Source organism: Barnesiella propionica (assembly GCF_025567045.1).
GTDB classification, from domain to species: Bacteria; Bacteroidota; Bacteroidia; order Bacteroidales; family Barnesiellaceae; genus Barnesiella_B; species Barnesiella_B propionica.
In genome coordinates this window covers 177,386-196,577 of sequence record NZ_JAOQJK010000004.1, presented here as the reverse complement: position 1 = coordinate 196,577, position 19,192 = coordinate 177,386, and the positions used below count along the sequence as shown (strand labels likewise).

General features: G+C 41.7%; 14 protein-coding genes and 5 tRNA genes. 3 read left to right on the top strand and 16 right to left on the bottom strand.

Going from position 1 to position 19,192, the window contains the following annotated elements; all coding sequences use genetic code 11:
* Nucleotides 1–441 precede the first annotated feature (441 nt).
* Nucleotides 442–1,794, top strand: coding sequence for a hypothetical protein (locus OCV73_RS07270; RefSeq protein WP_167551227.1), 1,353 nt, complete (start codon nt 442–444; stop codon nt 1,792–1,794).
* 327 nt (nt 1,795–2,121) lie between these two features.
* Here the strand turns inward: OCV73_RS07270 and rpoC are convergent, their stop codons facing one another.
* From rpoC to rpsU, 16 genes are all read right to left on the bottom strand, one after another.
* Entirely contained in the window at nt 2,122–6,393 is a 4,272-nt protein-coding gene (gene rpoC, locus OCV73_RS07265; RefSeq protein ID WP_147550842.1) for a DNA-directed RNA polymerase subunit beta', read from the bottom strand.
* Between the two features lie 70 nt (nt 6,394–6,463).
* Nucleotides 6,464–10,276, bottom strand: a complete 3,813-nt coding sequence (rpoB, locus tag OCV73_RS07260) for a DNA-directed RNA polymerase subunit beta (RefSeq protein ID WP_147550840.1) — start codon at nt 10,274–10,276, stop codon at nt 6,464–6,466.
* 104 nt (nt 10,277–10,380) lie between these two features.
* A complete protein-coding gene (gene rplL, locus OCV73_RS07255; protein WP_147550838.1) occupies nt 10,381–10,752 on the bottom strand; it encodes a 50S ribosomal protein L7/L12 in 372 nt (123 codons plus the stop codon).
* A 48-nt stretch (nt 10,753–10,800) separates the two neighbouring features.
* A complete protein-coding gene (rplJ, locus tag OCV73_RS07250) occupies nt 10,801–11,316 on the bottom strand; it encodes a 50S ribosomal protein L10 (RefSeq protein ID WP_147550836.1) in 516 nt (171 codons plus the stop codon).
* An 11-nt stretch (nt 11,317–11,327) separates the two neighbouring features.
* Nucleotides 11,328–12,026: a 50S ribosomal protein L1 gene (gene rplA, locus OCV73_RS07245; RefSeq protein ID WP_147550834.1), complete on the bottom strand. Its 699-nt coding sequence runs from the start codon at nt 12,024–12,026 to the stop codon at nt 11,328–11,330.
* 15 nt (nt 12,027–12,041) lie between these two features.
* Nucleotides 12,042–12,485, bottom strand: a complete 444-nt coding sequence (gene rplK, locus OCV73_RS07240; protein WP_147550832.1) for a 50S ribosomal protein L11 — start codon at nt 12,483–12,485, stop codon at nt 12,042–12,044.
* A gap of 58 nt (nt 12,486–12,543) precedes the next feature.
* Nucleotides 12,544–13,089, bottom strand: coding sequence for a transcription termination/antitermination protein NusG (gene nusG, locus OCV73_RS07235; RefSeq protein WP_147550830.1), 546 nt, complete (start codon nt 13,087–13,089; stop codon nt 12,544–12,546).
* A gap of 18 nt (nt 13,090–13,107) precedes the next feature.
* Complete coding sequence (gene secE, locus OCV73_RS14575) at nt 13,108–13,305, bottom strand: preprotein translocase subunit SecE (RefSeq protein ID WP_147550828.1); 198 nt, start codon at nt 13,303–13,305, stop codon at nt 13,108–13,110.
* Between the two features lie 16 nt (nt 13,306–13,321).
* Nucleotides 13,322–13,394 (bottom strand) — tRNA-Trp (locus OCV73_RS07230).
* A gap of 45 nt (nt 13,395–13,439) precedes the next feature.
* Entirely contained in the window at nt 13,440–14,627 is a 1,188-nt protein-coding gene (gene tuf, locus OCV73_RS07225; protein ID WP_147550826.1) for an elongation factor Tu, read from the bottom strand.
* A 45-nt stretch (nt 14,628–14,672) separates the two neighbouring features.
* Nucleotides 14,673–14,744, bottom strand: a tRNA-Thr gene (locus tag OCV73_RS07220).
* 15 nt (nt 14,745–14,759) lie between these two features.
* Nucleotides 14,760–14,832: transfer RNA gene (locus OCV73_RS07215), tRNA-Gly, on the bottom strand.
* 8 nt (nt 14,833–14,840) lie between these two features.
* Nucleotides 14,841–14,923, bottom strand: a tRNA-Tyr gene (locus OCV73_RS07210).
* Between the two features lie 23 nt (nt 14,924–14,946).
* Nucleotides 14,947–15,023 (bottom strand) — tRNA-Thr (locus OCV73_RS07205).
* Between the two features lie 101 nt (nt 15,024–15,124).
* On the bottom strand, nt 15,125–16,321 hold the full coding sequence (locus OCV73_RS07200; RefSeq protein WP_147550824.1) for a tyrosine-type recombinase/integrase: 1,197 nt from the start codon (nt 16,319–16,321) through the stop codon (nt 15,125–15,127).
* A gap of 73 nt (nt 16,322–16,394) precedes the next feature.
* Nucleotides 16,395–16,586 carry a 30S ribosomal protein S21 gene (rpsU, locus tag OCV73_RS07195; protein WP_147550822.1) on the bottom strand — a complete coding sequence of 64 codons (192 nt, stop codon included), beginning with the start codon at nt 16,584–16,586 and terminating at the stop codon, nt 16,395–16,397.
* 256 nt (nt 16,587–16,842) lie between these two features.
* Between rpsU and OCV73_RS07190 the strand changes: the two genes are divergently transcribed.
* Both OCV73_RS07190 and OCV73_RS07185 read left to right on the top strand, forming a co-directional pair.
* Nucleotides 16,843–18,627 (top strand): aminopeptidase P family protein, encoded by a 1,785-nt coding sequence (locus OCV73_RS07190; protein ID WP_147550820.1) that lies wholly within the window; start codon nt 16,843–16,845, stop codon nt 18,625–18,627.
* 20 nt (nt 18,628–18,647) lie between these two features.
* Complete coding sequence (locus tag OCV73_RS07185) at nt 18,648–19,175, top strand: gamma carbonic anhydrase family protein (RefSeq protein ID WP_147550818.1); 528 nt, start codon at nt 18,648–18,650, stop codon at nt 19,173–19,175.
* Nucleotides 19,176–19,192 lie beyond the last annotated feature (17 nt).

Genomic DNA, 19,192 nt, shown 5'->3' with positions numbered 1-19,192 from the left:
ACACTAAAAATAAAATCGGATAAAAGAAAGAATATCTTTTTTGAAGAAAATCTAATATCTTCAAAAAGTTTATTCATTTATTTTATTTATTTTTGCCCAGTTATTAACCATAAAAACAAATAAATACGAAACAGACACCCATGAAAGAAACTTTGAGAATAAAACTGTTATATACAGAAACTCTCGCAGAAATTTGTAAACAAATTAATTAACAACAGAAAAAGCGTTTCTATTCATATTAATTAAAATATATTGAGCTCTGGCTCTTGTTCTCTAATCTCGAATACCGCCAATATTCATTCTCACGAGAACAAGCGACTATGGTTCACGTTTATATGGCGTGAACCATTCGTGCTTGTTTGTGAGGAAGGTCACTTGGCGGTAACCTGAGATTAAGACAAGCATTGAATGGTTCCGCTTTTTTATTTCCAATTTATTTCTATGAAAAAAATGCTTTTATTTTTCAGCTTATTGCTTTCTTGCAATAGCTTAATGGCCCAGCACGACATCGAAACGGTCTATCTCAAGAATGGTAGTATTATTAAAGGTGAAATTATCGAACAAGTGCCAAATCAATCTATCAAAGTACGTACAAAAGACGGAAGCGTATTTGTATATAATGTGGGCGACGTACAAAAGATTACCAAAGAAGATAAAAACGAAATGAAAAATTCCGGACACCGTGGATTGGATTTCAGTGTGGACTTGGGTTACAATATCGCCACAAAAGGAGGAGGAGGAACATTTTCAACCGAAATAGGGATTGGCAAACGCTTCACCAAAAATTTTTACTGGGGTATCGGGAGTGGCGCTTTTATTCCTACAAAAAAAGGCGGAAATACAATGATTCCCGTAAACACCGATTTCAAAGTGTATTTTCCGCTCAACACGACTTCCATAGTACCGAATGGAACCGTACGTTTCGGTTATATTATCAATACGGCCGATGAGATTGACAATTTAGGAAAACTAAATTATATCATGCTCCAGATAATGCCCGGAATACAAATTCCATTATCGAAAAAAGTAGACGTCAATTTCTCTTTAGGCTACACTCACTACATTCCTACCATAAATATAGGAGGAAGCGGTGCTTTCACAGTTAAAGTAGGATTTGACTTCCACAAATCATTATTTAAAACCGTCGGCAAATCAGTTCCAACACGCAACAAAGGAATGCAGTTTACCTTGGAAGCCGGAAGTGCCGCCCCCTGGTTGCTGGCGACCGATAGAAAAGAAGGGTATAGTACCGCGGGAGGCGCATTAGTAGCGACATACAAATTAAATCCAAATATTAGTTTCGGAGTAGGTTATGGTTTCGATTACTTTAACACTAATTTTAATAGTGAAGGTAATGATATGTACTTACACGACATATGGAGCAAGGCAAACGGATATGCACATAATATTTTTGTGAGGGGTCAATACCGGCTCACTAACCGGAAAATATCTCCTTTCGCCTCGTGTGACGCAGGAATAAGAAAATACAGCTACACCGAACCCGAATATATTTACACAGATTGGAACGAATTTAAATTTAACCCTATTGAACCTAAAAAATCCGGATTCTTTATAGCCCCCGCCATAGGCATATCCATACGCACAACCAACAATTCTTATCTGGATATTAAAGCTGGCTATGATTTCGCGTCGGCAAAACTATCCGAGCAGACCGCTACTTACGAAGACAGGCAAGGAAATTCTTATTACTTGACATATAAATCCGCGTCGATGTCCGCCTTATTCGTAAAAATCGGTTTCACTCATACTTTTAAGTTAGGCTCCCAACAGTGAAATAATAAGCAAATAAGAGAACCATTTTTTACAAGAAATACCAAAACAAAAAACTTGTAAATCAAAATACGGAAACTGTGTTAGCAAATACTATATCCTATTGCTGACACAGTTTTTTAACGTAATTCAAGAACTCTCATTAAAGAAATGATCGGCACCTCAAAATAATTTGATAAAAAACGAACTAAGTTACCATATAAAACCAAATCTCACGTCCGATCCTAAGTTTACCTATACATACACCAGATCCCATTATAGACATAAAAAACCGGGACATAACGGATTACTTCGTCATGTCCCGGCATATAAGATTTCTATCAGCGTTTATTAAAAATCCGTTACGTTTTTACGGTTTGCAAAAACGCGGTCGAACTCCTCTTTGGAACCGACAATCAACTTATCGAATTCACGCTGACCCGTACCGGCAGGAATCAGGTGACCGCAAATCACATTCTCCTTCATACCTTCCAGATAATCTACCTTACCGTTAATAGCGGCCTCGTTAAGAACCTTTGTCGTTTCCTGGAACGATGCAGCCGACATAAAACTGGAAGTCTGTAATGCCGCACGCGTAATACCTTGCAAAATCTGTTCCGATGTAGCAGGTATAGCGTCACGAACTTCAACCGGACGCAAGTCTTTACGTTTAAGAGCCGAATTCTCGTCACGTAATTTGCGTGCAGTTACTATCTGTCCGGGCTTCATTGTCTGAGAATCACCCGACTCCACAACAACTTTCTTACCCCAGATACGGTCATTCTCTTCCATGAATTCCTGTTTGTCTATAATTTGCTGTTCCAGGAAGCGGGTATCTCCCGGGTCAAGTATCGTTACCTTACGCATCATCTGACGAACAATAACCTCAAAGTGTTTATCGTTAATCTTCACACCCTGCATACGATATACGTCCTGAACTTCGTTTACGATATATTCCTGAACAGCCGTGGGGCCTTTAATCGCAAGAATATCGCTCGGCGTGATAGCACCGTCCGAAAGAGGAGTACCAGCACGTACATAGTCGTTATCCTGAACCAATATCTGTTTAGACAGAGGTACAAGGTATTTTTTCGTTTCACCGGTCTTGGATATCACCGAAATTTCACGGTTACCACGTTTCACTTTACCGAAAATTACTTCACCGTCAATTTCAGATACGACAGCGGGATTCGACGGGTTACGAGCTTCGAACAACTCGGTAACACGAGGAAGACCTCCTGTGATGTCACCGGCTTTACCTACGGCGCGAGGTATCTTCACGAATACCTCACCGGCTTTCAGCTCTTTACCTTGGTCTACCATGAGGTGAGCTCCCACAGGTAATGCATATGTCTTGAGAACATTTCCGTTTTCATCTACAATATGAGCGGCCGGTACACGGGTTCTGTCTTTGGATTCGATAATGATCTTTTCACGCAAACCTGTCTGTTCGTCCGATTCAACACGATAAGTCACACCTTCTTCTACAAATTCCAGATCAACCTTACCGGCAACTTCCGAAACGATAACAGCATTGAAAGGATCCCATTCACACACCATATCGCCTTTTTTCAAAGTGTCGCCACTATTGAAATAAAGTTTAGAACCATAAGGTATGTTAGCAGTAGTAAGAACAATCTTGGTGTTCGGGTCTACAATACGCATTTCTGCCAGACGGCCTACTACGATCTGGACTTTCTGTCCGGTCTCGTTCACACTTTCCACCGTACGAAGCTCGTCTATTTCCAGAATACCGTCATAACGGGATGTTACACTGGACACAGCCGCAATATTAGAAGCGATACCACCGACGTGGAACGTACGCAACGTCAGCTGTGTTCCCGGCTCACCGATTGACTGGGCGGCAATAACGCCCACAGCTTCACCCTTCTGCACCATTCGGTTGTTGGAAAGATTACGTCCGTAACACTTGGCACAAACACCTTTCTTAGACTCGCAAGTAAGCACCGAACGTATTTCTACGCGTTCTATAGGTGAATCTTCGATCTTCTTGGCTATATCTTCCGTAATTTCTTCACCGGAATGAACCAGAATCTCTCCCGTCAACGGATGCTGTACATCGTGAACGGAAACACGTCCCAATATTCTTTCACCCAGTGAAGCAACTACTTCTTCATTATTTTTAATTTCCGTACAGACCAAACCTCTCAATGTACCGCAATCTTCTTCATGAATGATTACATCATGAGCGACATCCACCAAACGACGGGTCAGATAACCTGCATCTGCCGTTTTCAATGCCGTATCGGCCAAACCTTTACGGGCACCGTGAGTAGAGATAAAGTATTCCAATACCGACAAACCTTCTTTGAAGTTCGCCAAAATCGGGTTTTCAATGATCTGACCTCCTTCTGCTCCAGACTTCTGCGGTTTCGCCATAAGACCACGCATACCGGAAAGCTGGCGTATCTGGTCTTTAGAACCACGGGCTCCGGAGTCAAGCATCATAAATACAGAGTTGAATCCCTGATTATCGGCGGTCAATTGTTTCATCAAAATATCGGATAATCTGGAATTCACATGTGTCCAAATATCGATAATTTGGTTATAACGTTCATTATAGGTAATGAAACCCATATTATAGTTATTAAGAATCTGTTCCACTTCGGCATAACCTTCGTTTACCAAAGTTTCTTTTTCTTCAGGAATAAGCACGTCTCCCAAGTTGAAAGACAAGCCACCCTTGAAGGCCATCTGATAACCCAGATTCTTAATATCATCAAGGAATTGTGCCGAGCGTGTAACACCACATACCTTGATTACCTTACCGATGATTTCCCGCAAAGATTTCTTCGAAATAATCTGGTTGATATAACCTACTTCTTTCGGTACGAACTGATTAAACAGCACACGTCCCACCGAAGTCTTATCTATCATCTTCTCTACCAGATTACCGTTTTCGTCCAAATCCTTTACAATAACCGATATCGGAGAGTGCAAAGTAACTTTACCTTCATTATAAGCGATCTCGGCTTCTTCAGGACCGTAAAACTTAAGCCCTTCGCCTTTCGCGCCGGGACGAAGCTTGGTAATATAATACAATCCCAGAACCATATCCTGAGAAGGAACTGTAATAGGCGCACCATTCGCAGGATTCAGGATATTATGTGCTCCCAACATGAGCATTTGAGCCTCGAGAATTGCTTCGTTACCCAAAGGCAAGTGAACAGCCATCTGGTCACCGTCGAAGTCGGCATTGAACGCCGTACAAGCCAACGGGTGCAACTGGATGGCTTTTCCTTCAATCATCTTGGGCTGGAAAGCCTGGATACCCAAACGGTGCAAAGTAGGAGCACGGTTAAGCATAACCGGATGTCCCTTCATAACATGTTCAAGAATATCCCATACGACCGGTTCTTTACGGTCAACTATTTTTTTAGCGGACTTCACCGTTTTTACAATACCGCGTTCGATAAGTTTACGTATAACGAACGGTTTATATAATTCGGCGGCCATATCCTTAGGAAGACCGCACTCGTGCATTTTGAGTTCCGGGCCTACGACAATTACCGAACGGGCCGAATAGTCAACACGTTTACCAAGAAGGTTCTGGCGGAAACGTCCTTGTTTTCCTTTCAAACTATCCGAAAGGGATTTCAAAGGACGATTGGCATCCGTTTTAACAGCACTCGATTTACGTGAATTATCCAACAAAGAATCGACTGCTTCCTGAAGCATACGTTTTTCATTACGCAAAATTACTTCGGGAGCTTTGATTTCCATCAGTCGTTTCAGACGGTTATTACGGATAATTACGCGACGATAAAGATCGTTAAGGTCGGAGGTAGCAAAACGTCCGCCGTCCAGAGGAACCAAAGGACGCAATTCGGGAGGTATCACCGGAACGACCTTCATAATCATCCATTCAGGCTTATTACGGCCTTTGGATGCACGGAAAGACTCTACTACCTGAAGACGTTTAAGAGCCTCGCTCTTGCGCTGTTGGGATCCGTCGGTATTGGCCTTATGACGCAAATCATAAGAAAGGTCGTCCAGGTCAAGAGTAGCGAGAAGATCATAAATAGCTTCTGCACCCATCTTGGCAATGAATTTATTCGGATCGGTATCCTCGAGCATCTGGTTTTCTTTAGGAAGAGTCTCCATAATATCGAGATATTCTTCTTCGGAAAGCAAGTCATATTTAGCCAGCGTATCGTTCTTAATACCCGGTTGTATGACTACATAACGCTCGTAATAAACAATTGCATCCAGTTTTTTGCTGGGCAACCCCAACAAATAACCGATTTTATTCGGTAATGAACGGAAGTACCAGATATGTGCCACAGGAACGACCAGTTGAATGTGCCCCATGCGTTCACGGCGTACCTTCTTTTCGGTAACTTCCACACCACAGCGGTCACATACGATCCCTTTATAACGAATACGTTTATATTTACCGCAATGACATTCGTAATCTTTTACCGGCCCGAAAATACGTTCGCAAAACAAACCGTCACGTTCGGGCTTATAGGTACGATAGTTGATGGTTTCGGGTTTTAACACTTCACCGCTGGAATTTTCCAGAATCTCTTCGGGAGAAGCCAAACCAATCGAAATCTTCGAAAAGTTACTCTTTATCTTGTTATCTTTTCTAAAAGCCATATATTTAAATTATAAAGAGTTAGCAGGAATGCAGACTCTCTTCTGAAAGTCTGCAAATTCCCTTATTTTATTATTCTAAATTGATGCTAAGACCAAGACCTCTCAATTCATGCAACAAAACATTAAGGGACTCGGGGATACCGGGATTAGGCATAGGCTCACCTTTTACAATGGCCTCATAAGCCTTAGAACGTCCTACTACGTCATCGGACTTGATAGTAAGGATTTCCTGCAGCACATGAGCAGCACCAAAGGCTTCAAGCGCCCAAACCTCCATCTCACCAAAACGTTGTCCACCAAACTGAGCTTTACCACCAAGCGGTTGCTGTGTAATAAGCGAGTACGGGCCTATAGAACGGGCATGCATCTTGTCTTCGACCATGTGCCCCAGTTTCAACATATAGATAACACCCACTGTTGCCGGCTGGTCGAAACGATCTCCTGTTCCGCCATCATACAAATATGTTTTACCGTAACGCGGTACACCGGCTTTATCGGTCCACTCGTTCAGATCATCCATACTGGCACCGTCGAATATAGGCGTAGCAAATTTCTCTCCTAATTTAGCACCGGCCCAACCTAACACGGTTTCAAATATCTGACCGAGGTTCATACGGGAAGGTACACCCAGAGGGTTCAACACAATATCTACCGGAGTTCCGTCCTCCAGGAACGGCATATCTTCCTGGCGAACGATACGGGATACGATACCTTTGTTACCATGGCGGCCGGCCATCTTATCTCCCACGCTGATCTTACGCTTCTTAGCTATATAAACTTTGGCCATCTGTACGATTCCGGAAGGCAACTCGTCACCGATAGAAATATCAAATTTCTTCCTGCGCAATTCAGCATCATACTCTTTGTATTTCTTGAGATAATTGATTATGGTCTGACGAATCATTTCGTTCTTAGCCGGATCCGTCGTCCATTTACTTACCTGTATAGCCGTATAATCTATTTTACTCAAAGCAGCCTGGGTAAATTTAGCACCCTTGGCAATAACATCGGTTCCCATGAAATCTTTCACCCCCTGAGAAGTCTTGCCTTGCGTCAATACCATCAATTTCTCGATAAGCACATCTTTCAAAGCGTTCATCTTCGTTTCATACTCCTCGTCAAGCTTAGGCAAAATAGCTTTGTCGCTAAGTTTAGATTTCTTTTTCTTAATAGCACGAGAGAATAAATTAGTCCCGATAACAATACCTTTCAATGAAGGAGTTGCCTTCAACGAAGCATCTTTCACATCACCGGCTTTATCACCGAAAATCGCACGAAGCAATTTTTCTTCGGGAGAAGGATCTGATTCGCCTTTAGGAGTAATCTTTCCTATCATAATATCGCCCGGATTGACATGAGCTCCTACACGGATAATACCTCTTTCATCCAAATCTTTCGTAGCATCTTCGCTAACGTTCGGAATATCAGAGGTAAGCTCTTCCATACCACGTTTCGTTTCACGAACTTCCAGAGAATATTCGTCTACGTGAACAGAAGTAAGTATATCTTCACGGACTACACGTTCGTTTAAAACGATAGCATCCTCATAGTTGTAACCCTTCCAGGGCATAAATGCCACTTTAAGGTTACGTCCCAAAGCCAATTCTCCGTTTTCGGTAGAATAACCTTCGGTAAGAATCTCTCCCGCAGACACCCGTTGTCCTTTTGTACAGATAGGACGTAAGTCCACTGTCGTACTCTGGTTGGTCTTGCGGAATTTCGGAATATTGTATTCTTTAACAGAATCTTCAAAACTTACGAATTCTTCATCTTCGGTTCGGTCATAGCGAATACGAATAGTTGTAGCATCTACAAATTCTACTACGCCGTCTCCTTCTGCTGTAATCTGAGTACGAGAATCACGTATCAGCTGACCTTCCAATCCGGTTCCCACAACAGGAGCTTCGGAACGCAACAAAGGAACTGCCTGACGCATCATGTTCGATCCCATCAAAGCACGGTTAGCATCGTCATGTTCCAGGAAAGGAATAAGAGATGCTGCTATCGAAGCTATCTGCGTAGGAGAAACATCCATCATCTGCACCTCGTCCGGAGCCACCACAGGGAAGTCTGCATCCAAACGTGCTTTTACACGACTGCGGATAAAAGTACCATCATCATTCAACGGAGCATTACCCTGAGCGATAACTTTACCTTCTTCGATCTCAGCCGTCAGGTATTCTATACCTTCCTCGCTCAAATCTACTTTTCCGTTCTCTACCTTACGGTAAGGTGTTTCAATAAAACCGAGATCATTAATCTTCGCATATACACACAATGAAGATATAAGACCGATATTAGGCCCTTCAGGAGTTTCGATAGGACAGAGACGGCCATAATGCGTATAATGTACGTCCCGCACCTCGAAACCGGCACGCTCGCGGGAAAGACCGCCAGGCCCCAGCGCCGACATACGGCGTTTATGCGTCATCTCGGCCAGAGGATTGGTCTGGTCCATAAACTGTGACAACGCATTCGTTCCGAAAAATGTATTGATAACCGATGAAATAGTTTTAGCATTGATCAGGTCTATCGGGGTGAATACCTCGTTATCCCGCACGTTCATACGCTCGCGAATTGTGCGCGACATACGGGCCAGACCTACGCCAAACTGATTATACAACTGCTCTCCTACCGTACGAACACGACGGTTACTCAAGTGGTCGATATCATCTACATCGGTTTTTGAATTGATCAATTCAATGAGATATTTAATAATCTCAATAATGTCTTCTTTCGTAAGAACTTTCACATCAGGAGGAGTACTCAGATTCAATTTCTTGTTAATCCTGTAACGTCCTACCTCACCCAGATCATATCTCTTTTCAGAAAAGAACAGGTTAGTGATAACCTCGCGAGCGCTGGCGTCATCGGCCGGCTCGGCATTACGAAGCTGACGGTATATATACAGCACTGCTTCCTTCTCCGAGTTAGAGGAGTCTTTCTGCAGCGTATTGAAAATAATCGAATAATCAGAGGCATTGCTGTCTTCCTTGTGCAAAAGAATATTTTGTACGCCAGACTCGAGTATTTCGTTAATATGATCTTCTTCCAGAACGGTTTCACGATCGATAACAACTTCATTACGCTCGATAGAGACAACTTCACCTGTATCTTCATCCACAAAATCTTCCACCCAAGTCTTCAATACACGGGCTGCCAACCGACGGCCGATAGCCTTCTTCATATTGGTTTTGTTCACCTTCATTTCTTCGGCAAGGCCAAAAATCTCAAGGATATCCCTATCGCTCTCGAATCCTATTGCACGAAGCAAAGTGGTAACAGGCAATTTCTTCTTACGATCGATATATGCATACATGACATTATTAATGTCTGTAGCAAACTCAATCCAAGAACCTCTGAAGGGGATTATACGGGCCGAATACAACTTCGTTCCGTTTGCATGAGTACTCTGTCCGAAGAAAACACCGGGCGAACGGTGCAACTGGGAAACAACGACACGTTCTGCACCGTTGATAACAAAAGTACCTTTTTCTGTCATGTATGGAATAGGCCCCAGATACACATCCTGAATCACAGTCGCAAAATCTTCATGATCGGGATCTGTACAGTACAACTTCAGCTTTGCCTTTAAAGGAACGCTGTATGTTAAACCTCTTTCGATACATTCGTCGATAGTATATCTCGGCGGATCGATGTAATAATCCAAAAATTCGAGGACAAAATTGTTACGTGTGTCCGCTATAGGAAAATTTTCTGCGAACACTTTGTACAAACCCTCATTCTTTCTTTTTTCGGGGGGTGTATCAAGTTGGAGAAAGTCTTGAAATGACTTCAATTGAACCTCAAGAAAATCCGGATAAGGGAGAGGATTTTTAATTGAAGCAAAATTAACCCGTTGTTTACCTATGTTTGAAGACATTTAAAATATGGATTAAGTGAACTTAATATTAAAATAGACACAAAAGGTTAAGAACCCTCCTTCGAGGATTCCTAACCAAAATACTTGTTTTTACAAGTATAATACTATTTAAGTTCAACTTCAGCTCCAGCTTCTTCAAGTTGTTTTTTCAATGCTTCAGCTTCAGCTTTAGCAAGTCCTTCTTTAATGTTGCTAGGAGCACCGTCAACTAAATCTTTAGCTTCTTTCAAGCCAAGACCGGTGAGTTCTTTAACCAATTTAACAATTGCAAGTTTGTTAGCACCAGCGGCTTTCAAAACTACATCGAATGCTGATTTTTCCTCAGCAGCTGCACCAGCAGCAGCAGGAGCAGCAACAGCAACAGCTGCAGCAGCAGGTTCAATGTTATACTCTTCTTTCAAAATTTGAGCAAGTTCGTTTACTTCCTTTACGGTCAAGTTAACTAATTGTTCTGCAAAAGCTTTTAAATCTGCCATTTTTGTATGATTTAAATGTTATTTAATCTAATTTTTACTGTAATAAAATTATCTTTCAGAGAGTGTCTGTAATACTCCGTGAATTGTTGAACCACCTGACTGAAGTGCAGATACAACGTTCTTAACAGGCGATTGTAACAATGCGATAACATCAGCAATAAGTTCGTTTTTGCTCTTAATAGCAACCAAAGAGTCAAGTTGGTTAGCTCCTATATAGAAACTTTCTTCTACATATGCGGCTTTTAATGCAGGAAGATCCGAAGTTTTCGTAAATTCCTTAATCAATTTAGCCGGTGCATTACCAACATTAGAGAACATAATAGTTGTAGATCCTTTCAAAGTCTCGTACAGCGGAGAATAATCCACGTCAAGACTTTCCATTGCTTTATGAAGCAAGGTGTTTTTTACAACCATCAATTTGATACCTTCTTTGAAACAAGCACGACGAAGTGCACTTGTTTTTTCAGCATCCAAAGAGGCCGTTTCAGTCAAGTAGAAGCAGTTGTACTCTTTTATAGTATCTGCTATTTGCTCAATAACTGTGCTTTTATCTTCCTTTCTCATAATTCAATTTTTTAAATCTCATCAACTGATTTAGGCTCGATTTTAATACCCGGGCTCATTGTACTCGAAAGAAAAATGCTCTTTATATAAGCACCTTTAGCAGCAGTAGGTTTCAACTTAATCAAGGTAGAAATAAATTCTCTTGCATTATCCCTTATTTGATCAGCAGTAAACGAAACTTTACCTATTGAGGCGTGTACGATACCGTTTTTATCAACTTTAAAGTCGATCTTACCTTGCTTTACTTCTTTAACAGCTTTAGCGACATCGGTAGTCACAGTACCACTCTTAGGATTAGGCATCAAGCCACGAGGACCTAATACACGACCCAGGGCACCAATTTTACCCATGATAGCAGGCATGGTGATGATAACATCAATATCGGTCCAACCAGATTTGATTTTATCGATATATTCATCCAGACCAACGTAATCTGCACCAGCGGCCTTAGCATCTGCTTCGGCATCGGGAGTACACAATACAAGAACGCGTACCTGTTTTCCGGTTCCATGAGGTAAAGAGACTACGCCTCTTACCATCTGGTTTGCTTTACGTGGATCTACACCTAAACGTACATCTATATCAAGGGAAGAATCAAATTTAGTATAAGTAATATCCTTTACCAACTGTGATGCTTCCTTGAGTGAGTAGGCCTTCCCTGCTTCAATTTTGTCGAAAGCTAACTTTTGATTTTTTGTCAGTTTACCCATTTCAATTGAAGTTTATTAATTATTTACCGGGAATTCCCCTTTAACGGTGATACCCATACTTCTCGCTGTACCAGCAACCATACTCATCGCTGAATCTAAAGTAAAACAGTTCAAATCGACCATTTTGTCTTCAGCAATTGCCTTAACCTGATCCCAAGTTATTTCAGCTACTTTTTTACGGTTAGGTTCCGCCGATCCGCTCTTTTGTTTCGAAACTTCGAGCAATTGAACGGCAACGGGAGGAGTCTTAACTATAAAATCGAAAGATTTATCGGTATAGTAAGTAATTACAACCGGCAAAACCTTTCCAGCTTTGTCTTGAGTACGGGCGTTGAATTGCTTGCAAAACTCCATGATATTGATTCCTTTAGAACCTAAAGCAGGTCCTACAGGAGGAGAGGGGTTTGCTGCACCACCTTTAATCTGTAATTTGATCTGTCCAGCAATTTCTTTAGCCATTGTTTTTAATTTTGATATGTTAAATACCGAGGGCCGTTACATTGCGTAACCAATGTAATCATTCCCTTTCTACTTGCGAATTTTCCAGTTCAAGAGGAGTCTTGCGACCAAAGATCTTAACCATCACCTTCAACTTCTTCTTTTCGTTATTCACTTCTTCGATAACACCACTAAACCCGTTAAACGGACCGTAGTTTACCTTTACTGTTTCACCTACTGCGTAAGAAACAACAGGCTCATCGCCTATTTCCTGCATTTCGTCAACAGCACCCAGCATACGATTAACCTCCGAAGGTCTTAAGGGTTCCGGCTGATTAGCCTTTCCTCCCAGAAAATCGATAACGTTTGTCGTATTACGTAGGCGATGAATAACCTCTCCTACTAAGATGGCTTCAACAAACACATAACCGGAATAAAGGTTCTTTTCTTTTACAACCTTCTTTCCGTTACGTACAGAATAAACCTTTTCGGTAGGTATCAAAACCTGAAATACGAAATTACCAAGATCAGTATTCTTGATTTCTGCATCAAGAGTTTCTTTGACCTTGTTCTCTTTACCACTAATGGCACGCAGAACGTACCATCCTTTCTTTTCGTCAGACATTGATTTTACCTCCCTGAATTAGTTTATGCTATAAATAAAGTGCATGATGAAATCGATGCATTGATCCATTGCAAATATCACAATAGCTATGATTAGGGAAGCAAACATAACAACTACTGCGCTATTCGCCAACTCGGACTTGGTAGGCCAGGATACTTTATGAACAAGTTCATTATAAGAATCCTCGATATCTGCAAGTATTTTTAATTTTTTCATTTTATTCTCGGATTTGCACGGGTCGAGAGACTCGAACTCCCGACACCTGGTTTTGGAGACCAGTGCTCTACCAACTGAGCTAGACCCGTATTAAACCAGCTCTATATTGAGCCGGTTTAAATTTATATCTGTAATTAGTCTAAGATTTCTGTAATCTGACCAGAACCTACAGTACGGCCACCTTCACGGATAGCGAAACGCAAACCTAAGTCACATGCAACCGGATTGATCAACTCAACATTGATAGTTACATGGTCACCAGGCATTACCATTTCAACGCCTTCCGGTAAAGTAATTTCACCTGTTACGTCCAAGGTACGAATATAGAACTGAGGACGATAGTGGTTGTGGAACGGAGTGTGACGGCCACCTTCTTCTTTCTTCAGGATATAAACCTGAGCTTTGAATTTAGAATGAGGCTTAACCTGTCCCGGATGGCAAATAACCATACCACGTTTAATTTCATTCTTATCGATACCACGAAGCAACAAACCTACGTTATCACCAGCTTGTCCTTCGTCAAGAAGTTTACGGAACATTTCAACCCCGGTAACAACAGATTTTTTACCTTCTGCACCAAGACCGATAATTTGAACTTCATCTCCTACTTTGATAATACCGGTTTCGATACGACCTGTAGCAACAGTACCACGACCAGTAATCGAGAATACGTCTTCAACAGGCATCAAGAAAGGTTTATCAACATCACGCGGAGGCAGAGGAATCCAAGTATCAACAGCTTCCATCAATTCCATTACTTTATCTTCCCATTGAGCTTCACCATTCAAAGCACCCAGAGCAGAACCGCGAATAATAGGAGTATTGTCGCCATCGTATTCATAAGCAGAGAGAAGTTCTCTCATTTCCATTTCAACGAGTTCAAGCATTTCTTCATCGTCAACCATATCGCATTTGTTCAAGAAAACAACGATACGGGGAACATTTACCTGACGAGCCAAAAGGATGTGCTCGCGAGTCTGAGGCATAGGACCGTCAGTTGCAGCAACTACAATAATAGCTCCGTCCATCTGAGCAGCACCGGTAACCATGTTCTTTACATAGTCGGCGTGACCCGGACAGTCAACGTGAGCGTAGTGACGATTTGCCGTTTCATATTCTACGTGAGAAGTATTAATTGTAATACCACGTTCTTTTTCTTCAGGAGCGTTATCGATAGAATCGAAAGAACGTAATTCAGAAAGACCTTTCTTTGCAAGTACGGTTGTGATTGCAGCAGTCAAAGTCGTTTTACCGTGGTCTACGTGACCAATAGTACCAATATTTACGTGTGGTTTGGTACGTTGGAACTGTTCTTTTGCCATAACTTTGTTATTTATTTTTGATTAATGATTAGCATTCAAAACTTGAGCCGATGACGGGACTTGAACCCGTGACCTCTTCCTTACCAAGGAAGTGCTCTACCGCTGAGCTACATTGGCAATCCTTACTTATAGAGCGGAAGACGAGGCTCAAACTCGCGACCCTCAGCTTGGAAGGCTGATGCTCTATCAACTGAGCTACTTCCGCATTTTTTGTGGGCGAAGATGGATTCGAACCACCGAAGACGTACGTCAGCAGATTTACAGTCTGCCCCATTTGGCCACTCTGGTATTCGCCCTAACAAATATTTATTTCCTTTTCTGGAGCCGATGGAGGGATTCGAACCCACGACCCCGAGATTACAAATCACGTGCTCTGGCCAACTGAGCTACATCGGCAGGAAACATACACCCGCTCCTACAGAGCAGTATTATCCTGTGGGAAACGGGTGCAAATTTAGGCAATAATTTCGAACTACAAAAATTATTATCGCATTTTTTTATTTACAGCGTGTTTTTTCTTTGTTTTTCTGAAGCTGCTTTACTAAAGCGTCAACCGCCAAATCGACAGCTTCTTCAAAAGTATTTGCGACCTTGCTCGAGAATAAATCCTCGGCTTTTGGAATCAACAACTTGATACCGGCTTCTTTATTTTGTACGGTTTCGGGCTTTACCACTTTAAGTAAAACTTCAGCAGCTATGATTTCATCATAATACTGAGCCAATTTTGACACCTTTTTCTGAATAAAACTTTCCAACTGAGCAGAAGCGTCAAAATGAATTGATTGAATCCGAATTTCCATATTTCCTCCTTTTTTTAGGGCTCTGGGATGAGCCAGGTTATAACTTCGTTTCAGCTCTTCGAACGTTATATGAGTATATACCTCCGTCGATGCCAGCGAGCTGTGACCAAGCAGTTCTTTCACCGTATTCAACTCCGCCCCGTTATTTAACATAGCCGAAGCGAATGAATGGCGCAATACATGCGGACTTTTTCGGACAAGCGTACTCACACCTTCCAAAGAGCGTTTTACTAACCGATATACAAACTGGGGATATAAAGGTTCACCGTTATCCCTTACGAAAAATGCCGTCACGGGAAATCCGAACTTTTCATTTCGCATTTCCATATAATACAATATCTCATCTTTCAGTATAGGTCCAAACGGAATAATGCGCTGTTTATTCCGCTTACCGGTCACCCTCAACTCTCCCGTACTACAATCCACCTCATCATCGGTCAAATTTATCAACTCGGCACGCCTCAACCCTATACTATATAACATATCTATAATCAAACGGTCCCGGACTGCACCGAACCCTTTACCGTAATCACCTACGTCTATCACCTCGTTCATGACTTCCTGACGAACAAACCCCGGTAATTTCCGGCGAATCTTGGGTAATGAGATATCCTTTACGGGACTCTCGGGAATGTATTTCTGCTTCACCAAAAAATGAAAGAACGAACGTAAAGAGGATATTTTGCGGCTAATCGTACGGGATACATCTCTTTCCCCCAAATCCATTACCCAATTTCTTATCTGATCCCGGGTAATTTCCGCTACATCAAAACTGCCATTGCTCCTCTCTACATACTCTTTAAATTGAAATAAATCATTTTTATATGACAATACGGTATGAGAAGACAAGTTTTTCTCATACCGGATATATCTTAAAAATGATTCAATCGACATAACGAGCGTAACTTGATCTTACGCTACGAAAATAAAGAAAAGAATTCAGATTTCCAACTTAACAAAAGGGAATTTACTCTTCTACCTGTTGCAATTTCTGAACATAAATCGCACGCATAATCTTTTTACGATTTACCACAGATGGTTTTTCAAATGCCTGACGACTTCTAAGTTCTTTAACTACACCGGTTTTTTCAAATTTTCTTTTGAATTTCTTCAAAGCTTTTTCAATGTTCTCGCCTTCTTTTACTGGAACTACTATCATATTATAAATTATTTAATTTGTTTTATCTCGGATAAAATGCGGTGCAAAATTATATATTGTTTCGTGATAAACAAAACTTTCGGAGATATTTTATGGATAACTTGCGCTTTTTTTGGTTCTTATCATCTTAAAATTAAACCGGAATAATAAAACCAGAAAATATTTTCCGGCTATACGGGACAGACGATTGTTCTACCATAATTTCGAATTGACCTAATTATATTGTATCTTTGTTTCTAATAAAATCATACATAATATGAGCAAGAATACGTTACCAAGATTAGATGCATTGCGCAACGAAATGCGTAAGAAAGGTATATCCGCCTTCATCGTACCGGGCACCGACCCTCATTTGAGCGAATACAGTGCAGAACACTGGAAAGCCAGAGGATGGATATCAGGATTCAACGGTTCAGCCGGAACGGCGGTCATCACTACCGACAAGGCCGGATTATGGACAGACTCGCGATATTTCTTACAAGCCGCACAACAATTAAAAGATTCTGGATTCGACCTATTCAAAGACGGACTGCCTGAGACCCCGGCAATAAATGACTGGCTCATTACAGAACTTCCGGCCGGTTCGGTCATTGCGGTTGACGGAACTTTATTTTCCGCAGCAGAAGCAAGGAACATGAAACAGCTATTCGAAGATAGCGAGCTTAAATTTATATCCGATTTTACACCTTTCAACACTATTTGGGCCGACAGGCCGAAAATACCGGACAACAAACTTTTCATCCATAATGAAAAATTCAGCGGAGAGTCGGTCGACAACAAAGTAAACCGGGTACTGGAACAAGTGCGCAAAAACAAAGCAACATCTACCTTGCTCGCTGCACTGGACGAAATAGCGTGGGTTTTCAATGTGCGCGGGTCCGATGTAGAATGTAATCCTGTTGTAATCTGTTATGCATTTCTATCGGATACACAACGGATATTATTTATAGACTCTCAAAAATTAACAGAAGAAAGCACGGCCTATCTGAAAAAAGAAGGCATAACATTCCGTCCTTATACCGACATATTGCCATTCCTGGCCTCTCTGCCGGAAGACACATCCATATTAGTTGATCCTAAAAAGGTAAATTACACACTGATAAATACCATTCCTGGCCATTGCATCATACGCGAAACCACCTCTCCGGTAAGTATGCTTAAAAGCGTAAAGAACCCGGTCCAAATCGAAGGAATAAAAACTGCCATGAAAAGGGACGGGGTAGCATTGGTAAGATTTTTCCGCTGGCTCGAAGCACATCTCTCAGACGGTAATGTAACAGAAATTACCGTCGCCGAAAAATTAAAAGAATTTCGTTCGGCGGGCAAGCATTATGTAGGAGAAAGTTTCTCTACAATCGCCGGATTCAACGAGCACGGAGCGATCGTTCATTACTCGGCTACTCCCGAAAGTAATGCAACTCTCTCTACCAACGGATTTCTACTGATTGATTCGGGGGCTCAATATCTTGACGGGACGACCGATATCACCCGCACTATCGCGCTCGGAGAACTCACACCGGAACAGAAACAGGATTTCACGCTGGTCATGAAGGGACACATAGCTTTAGCAACAGCGCACTACCCTCAAGGTACAAGAGGAGCTCAACTGGATGTTCTGGCACGTCATTACCTGTGGAATGAAGGATTAAATTATTTACACGGAACAGGACACGGTGTAGGCCATTTCCTCAACGTGCATGAAGGCCCGCAAAACATACGCCTTGAAGAGAATCCGACTCCTTTGATGCCAGGTATGGTCACATCTAACGAGCCTGGATTATACCGTACAGGGAAATATGGAATTCGCTGTGAAAATCTTGTACTTACGGTAAACGACAGAGAAACAGAATTCGGACGTTTCTACAAATTTGAAACACTCACTTTATTCCCCTTCGACAAAAAGGCCTTTGACAAAACGCTTATGACAAAAGAGGAAATAGAATGGCTTAACAATTACCACGAAACAGTATATCGAACATTAAGCCCGGAACTGACAAACGAAGAGCAGGAATGGTTACGTAATGCCACATCCGCTTTATAACATTATATAAAATCTAAAATATGGCACTTATAAAATCAGTAAGGGGATATACCCCTAAAATAGGAAAAGATTGCTTTCTGGCCGACAATGCCACGATTATAGGTGATACAATAATAGGCGATGAATGCAGCATATGGTTCAACACCGTTTTAAGAGGCGATGTCAATTCAATACGCATCGGCAACCGGGTAAATATACAAGACGGTTCCGTATTACATACTCTCTATCAAAAATCAACTATCGAAATAGGAGACGATGTATCGATCGGACACAATGTTACCGTACACGGTGCTAAAATAAAAGACTTCGCACTTATCGGTATGGGGGCTGTATTGCTGGACCATGTGGAAGTAGGAGAAGGAGCTATTGTAGCTGCCGGCTCGGTAGTCCTGAGCAAGACCGTTATCAAACCCGGTGAACTGTGGGGAGGAGCTCCCGCCAAATTCATAAAAATGGTTGACCCGGAACAATCTAAAGAGATAAACCAGAAAATAGCGAAAAACTATCTGATGTACTCTAAATGGTACGACGAAACTGAAGAAGTATAAAAAATAATCTATAAGAA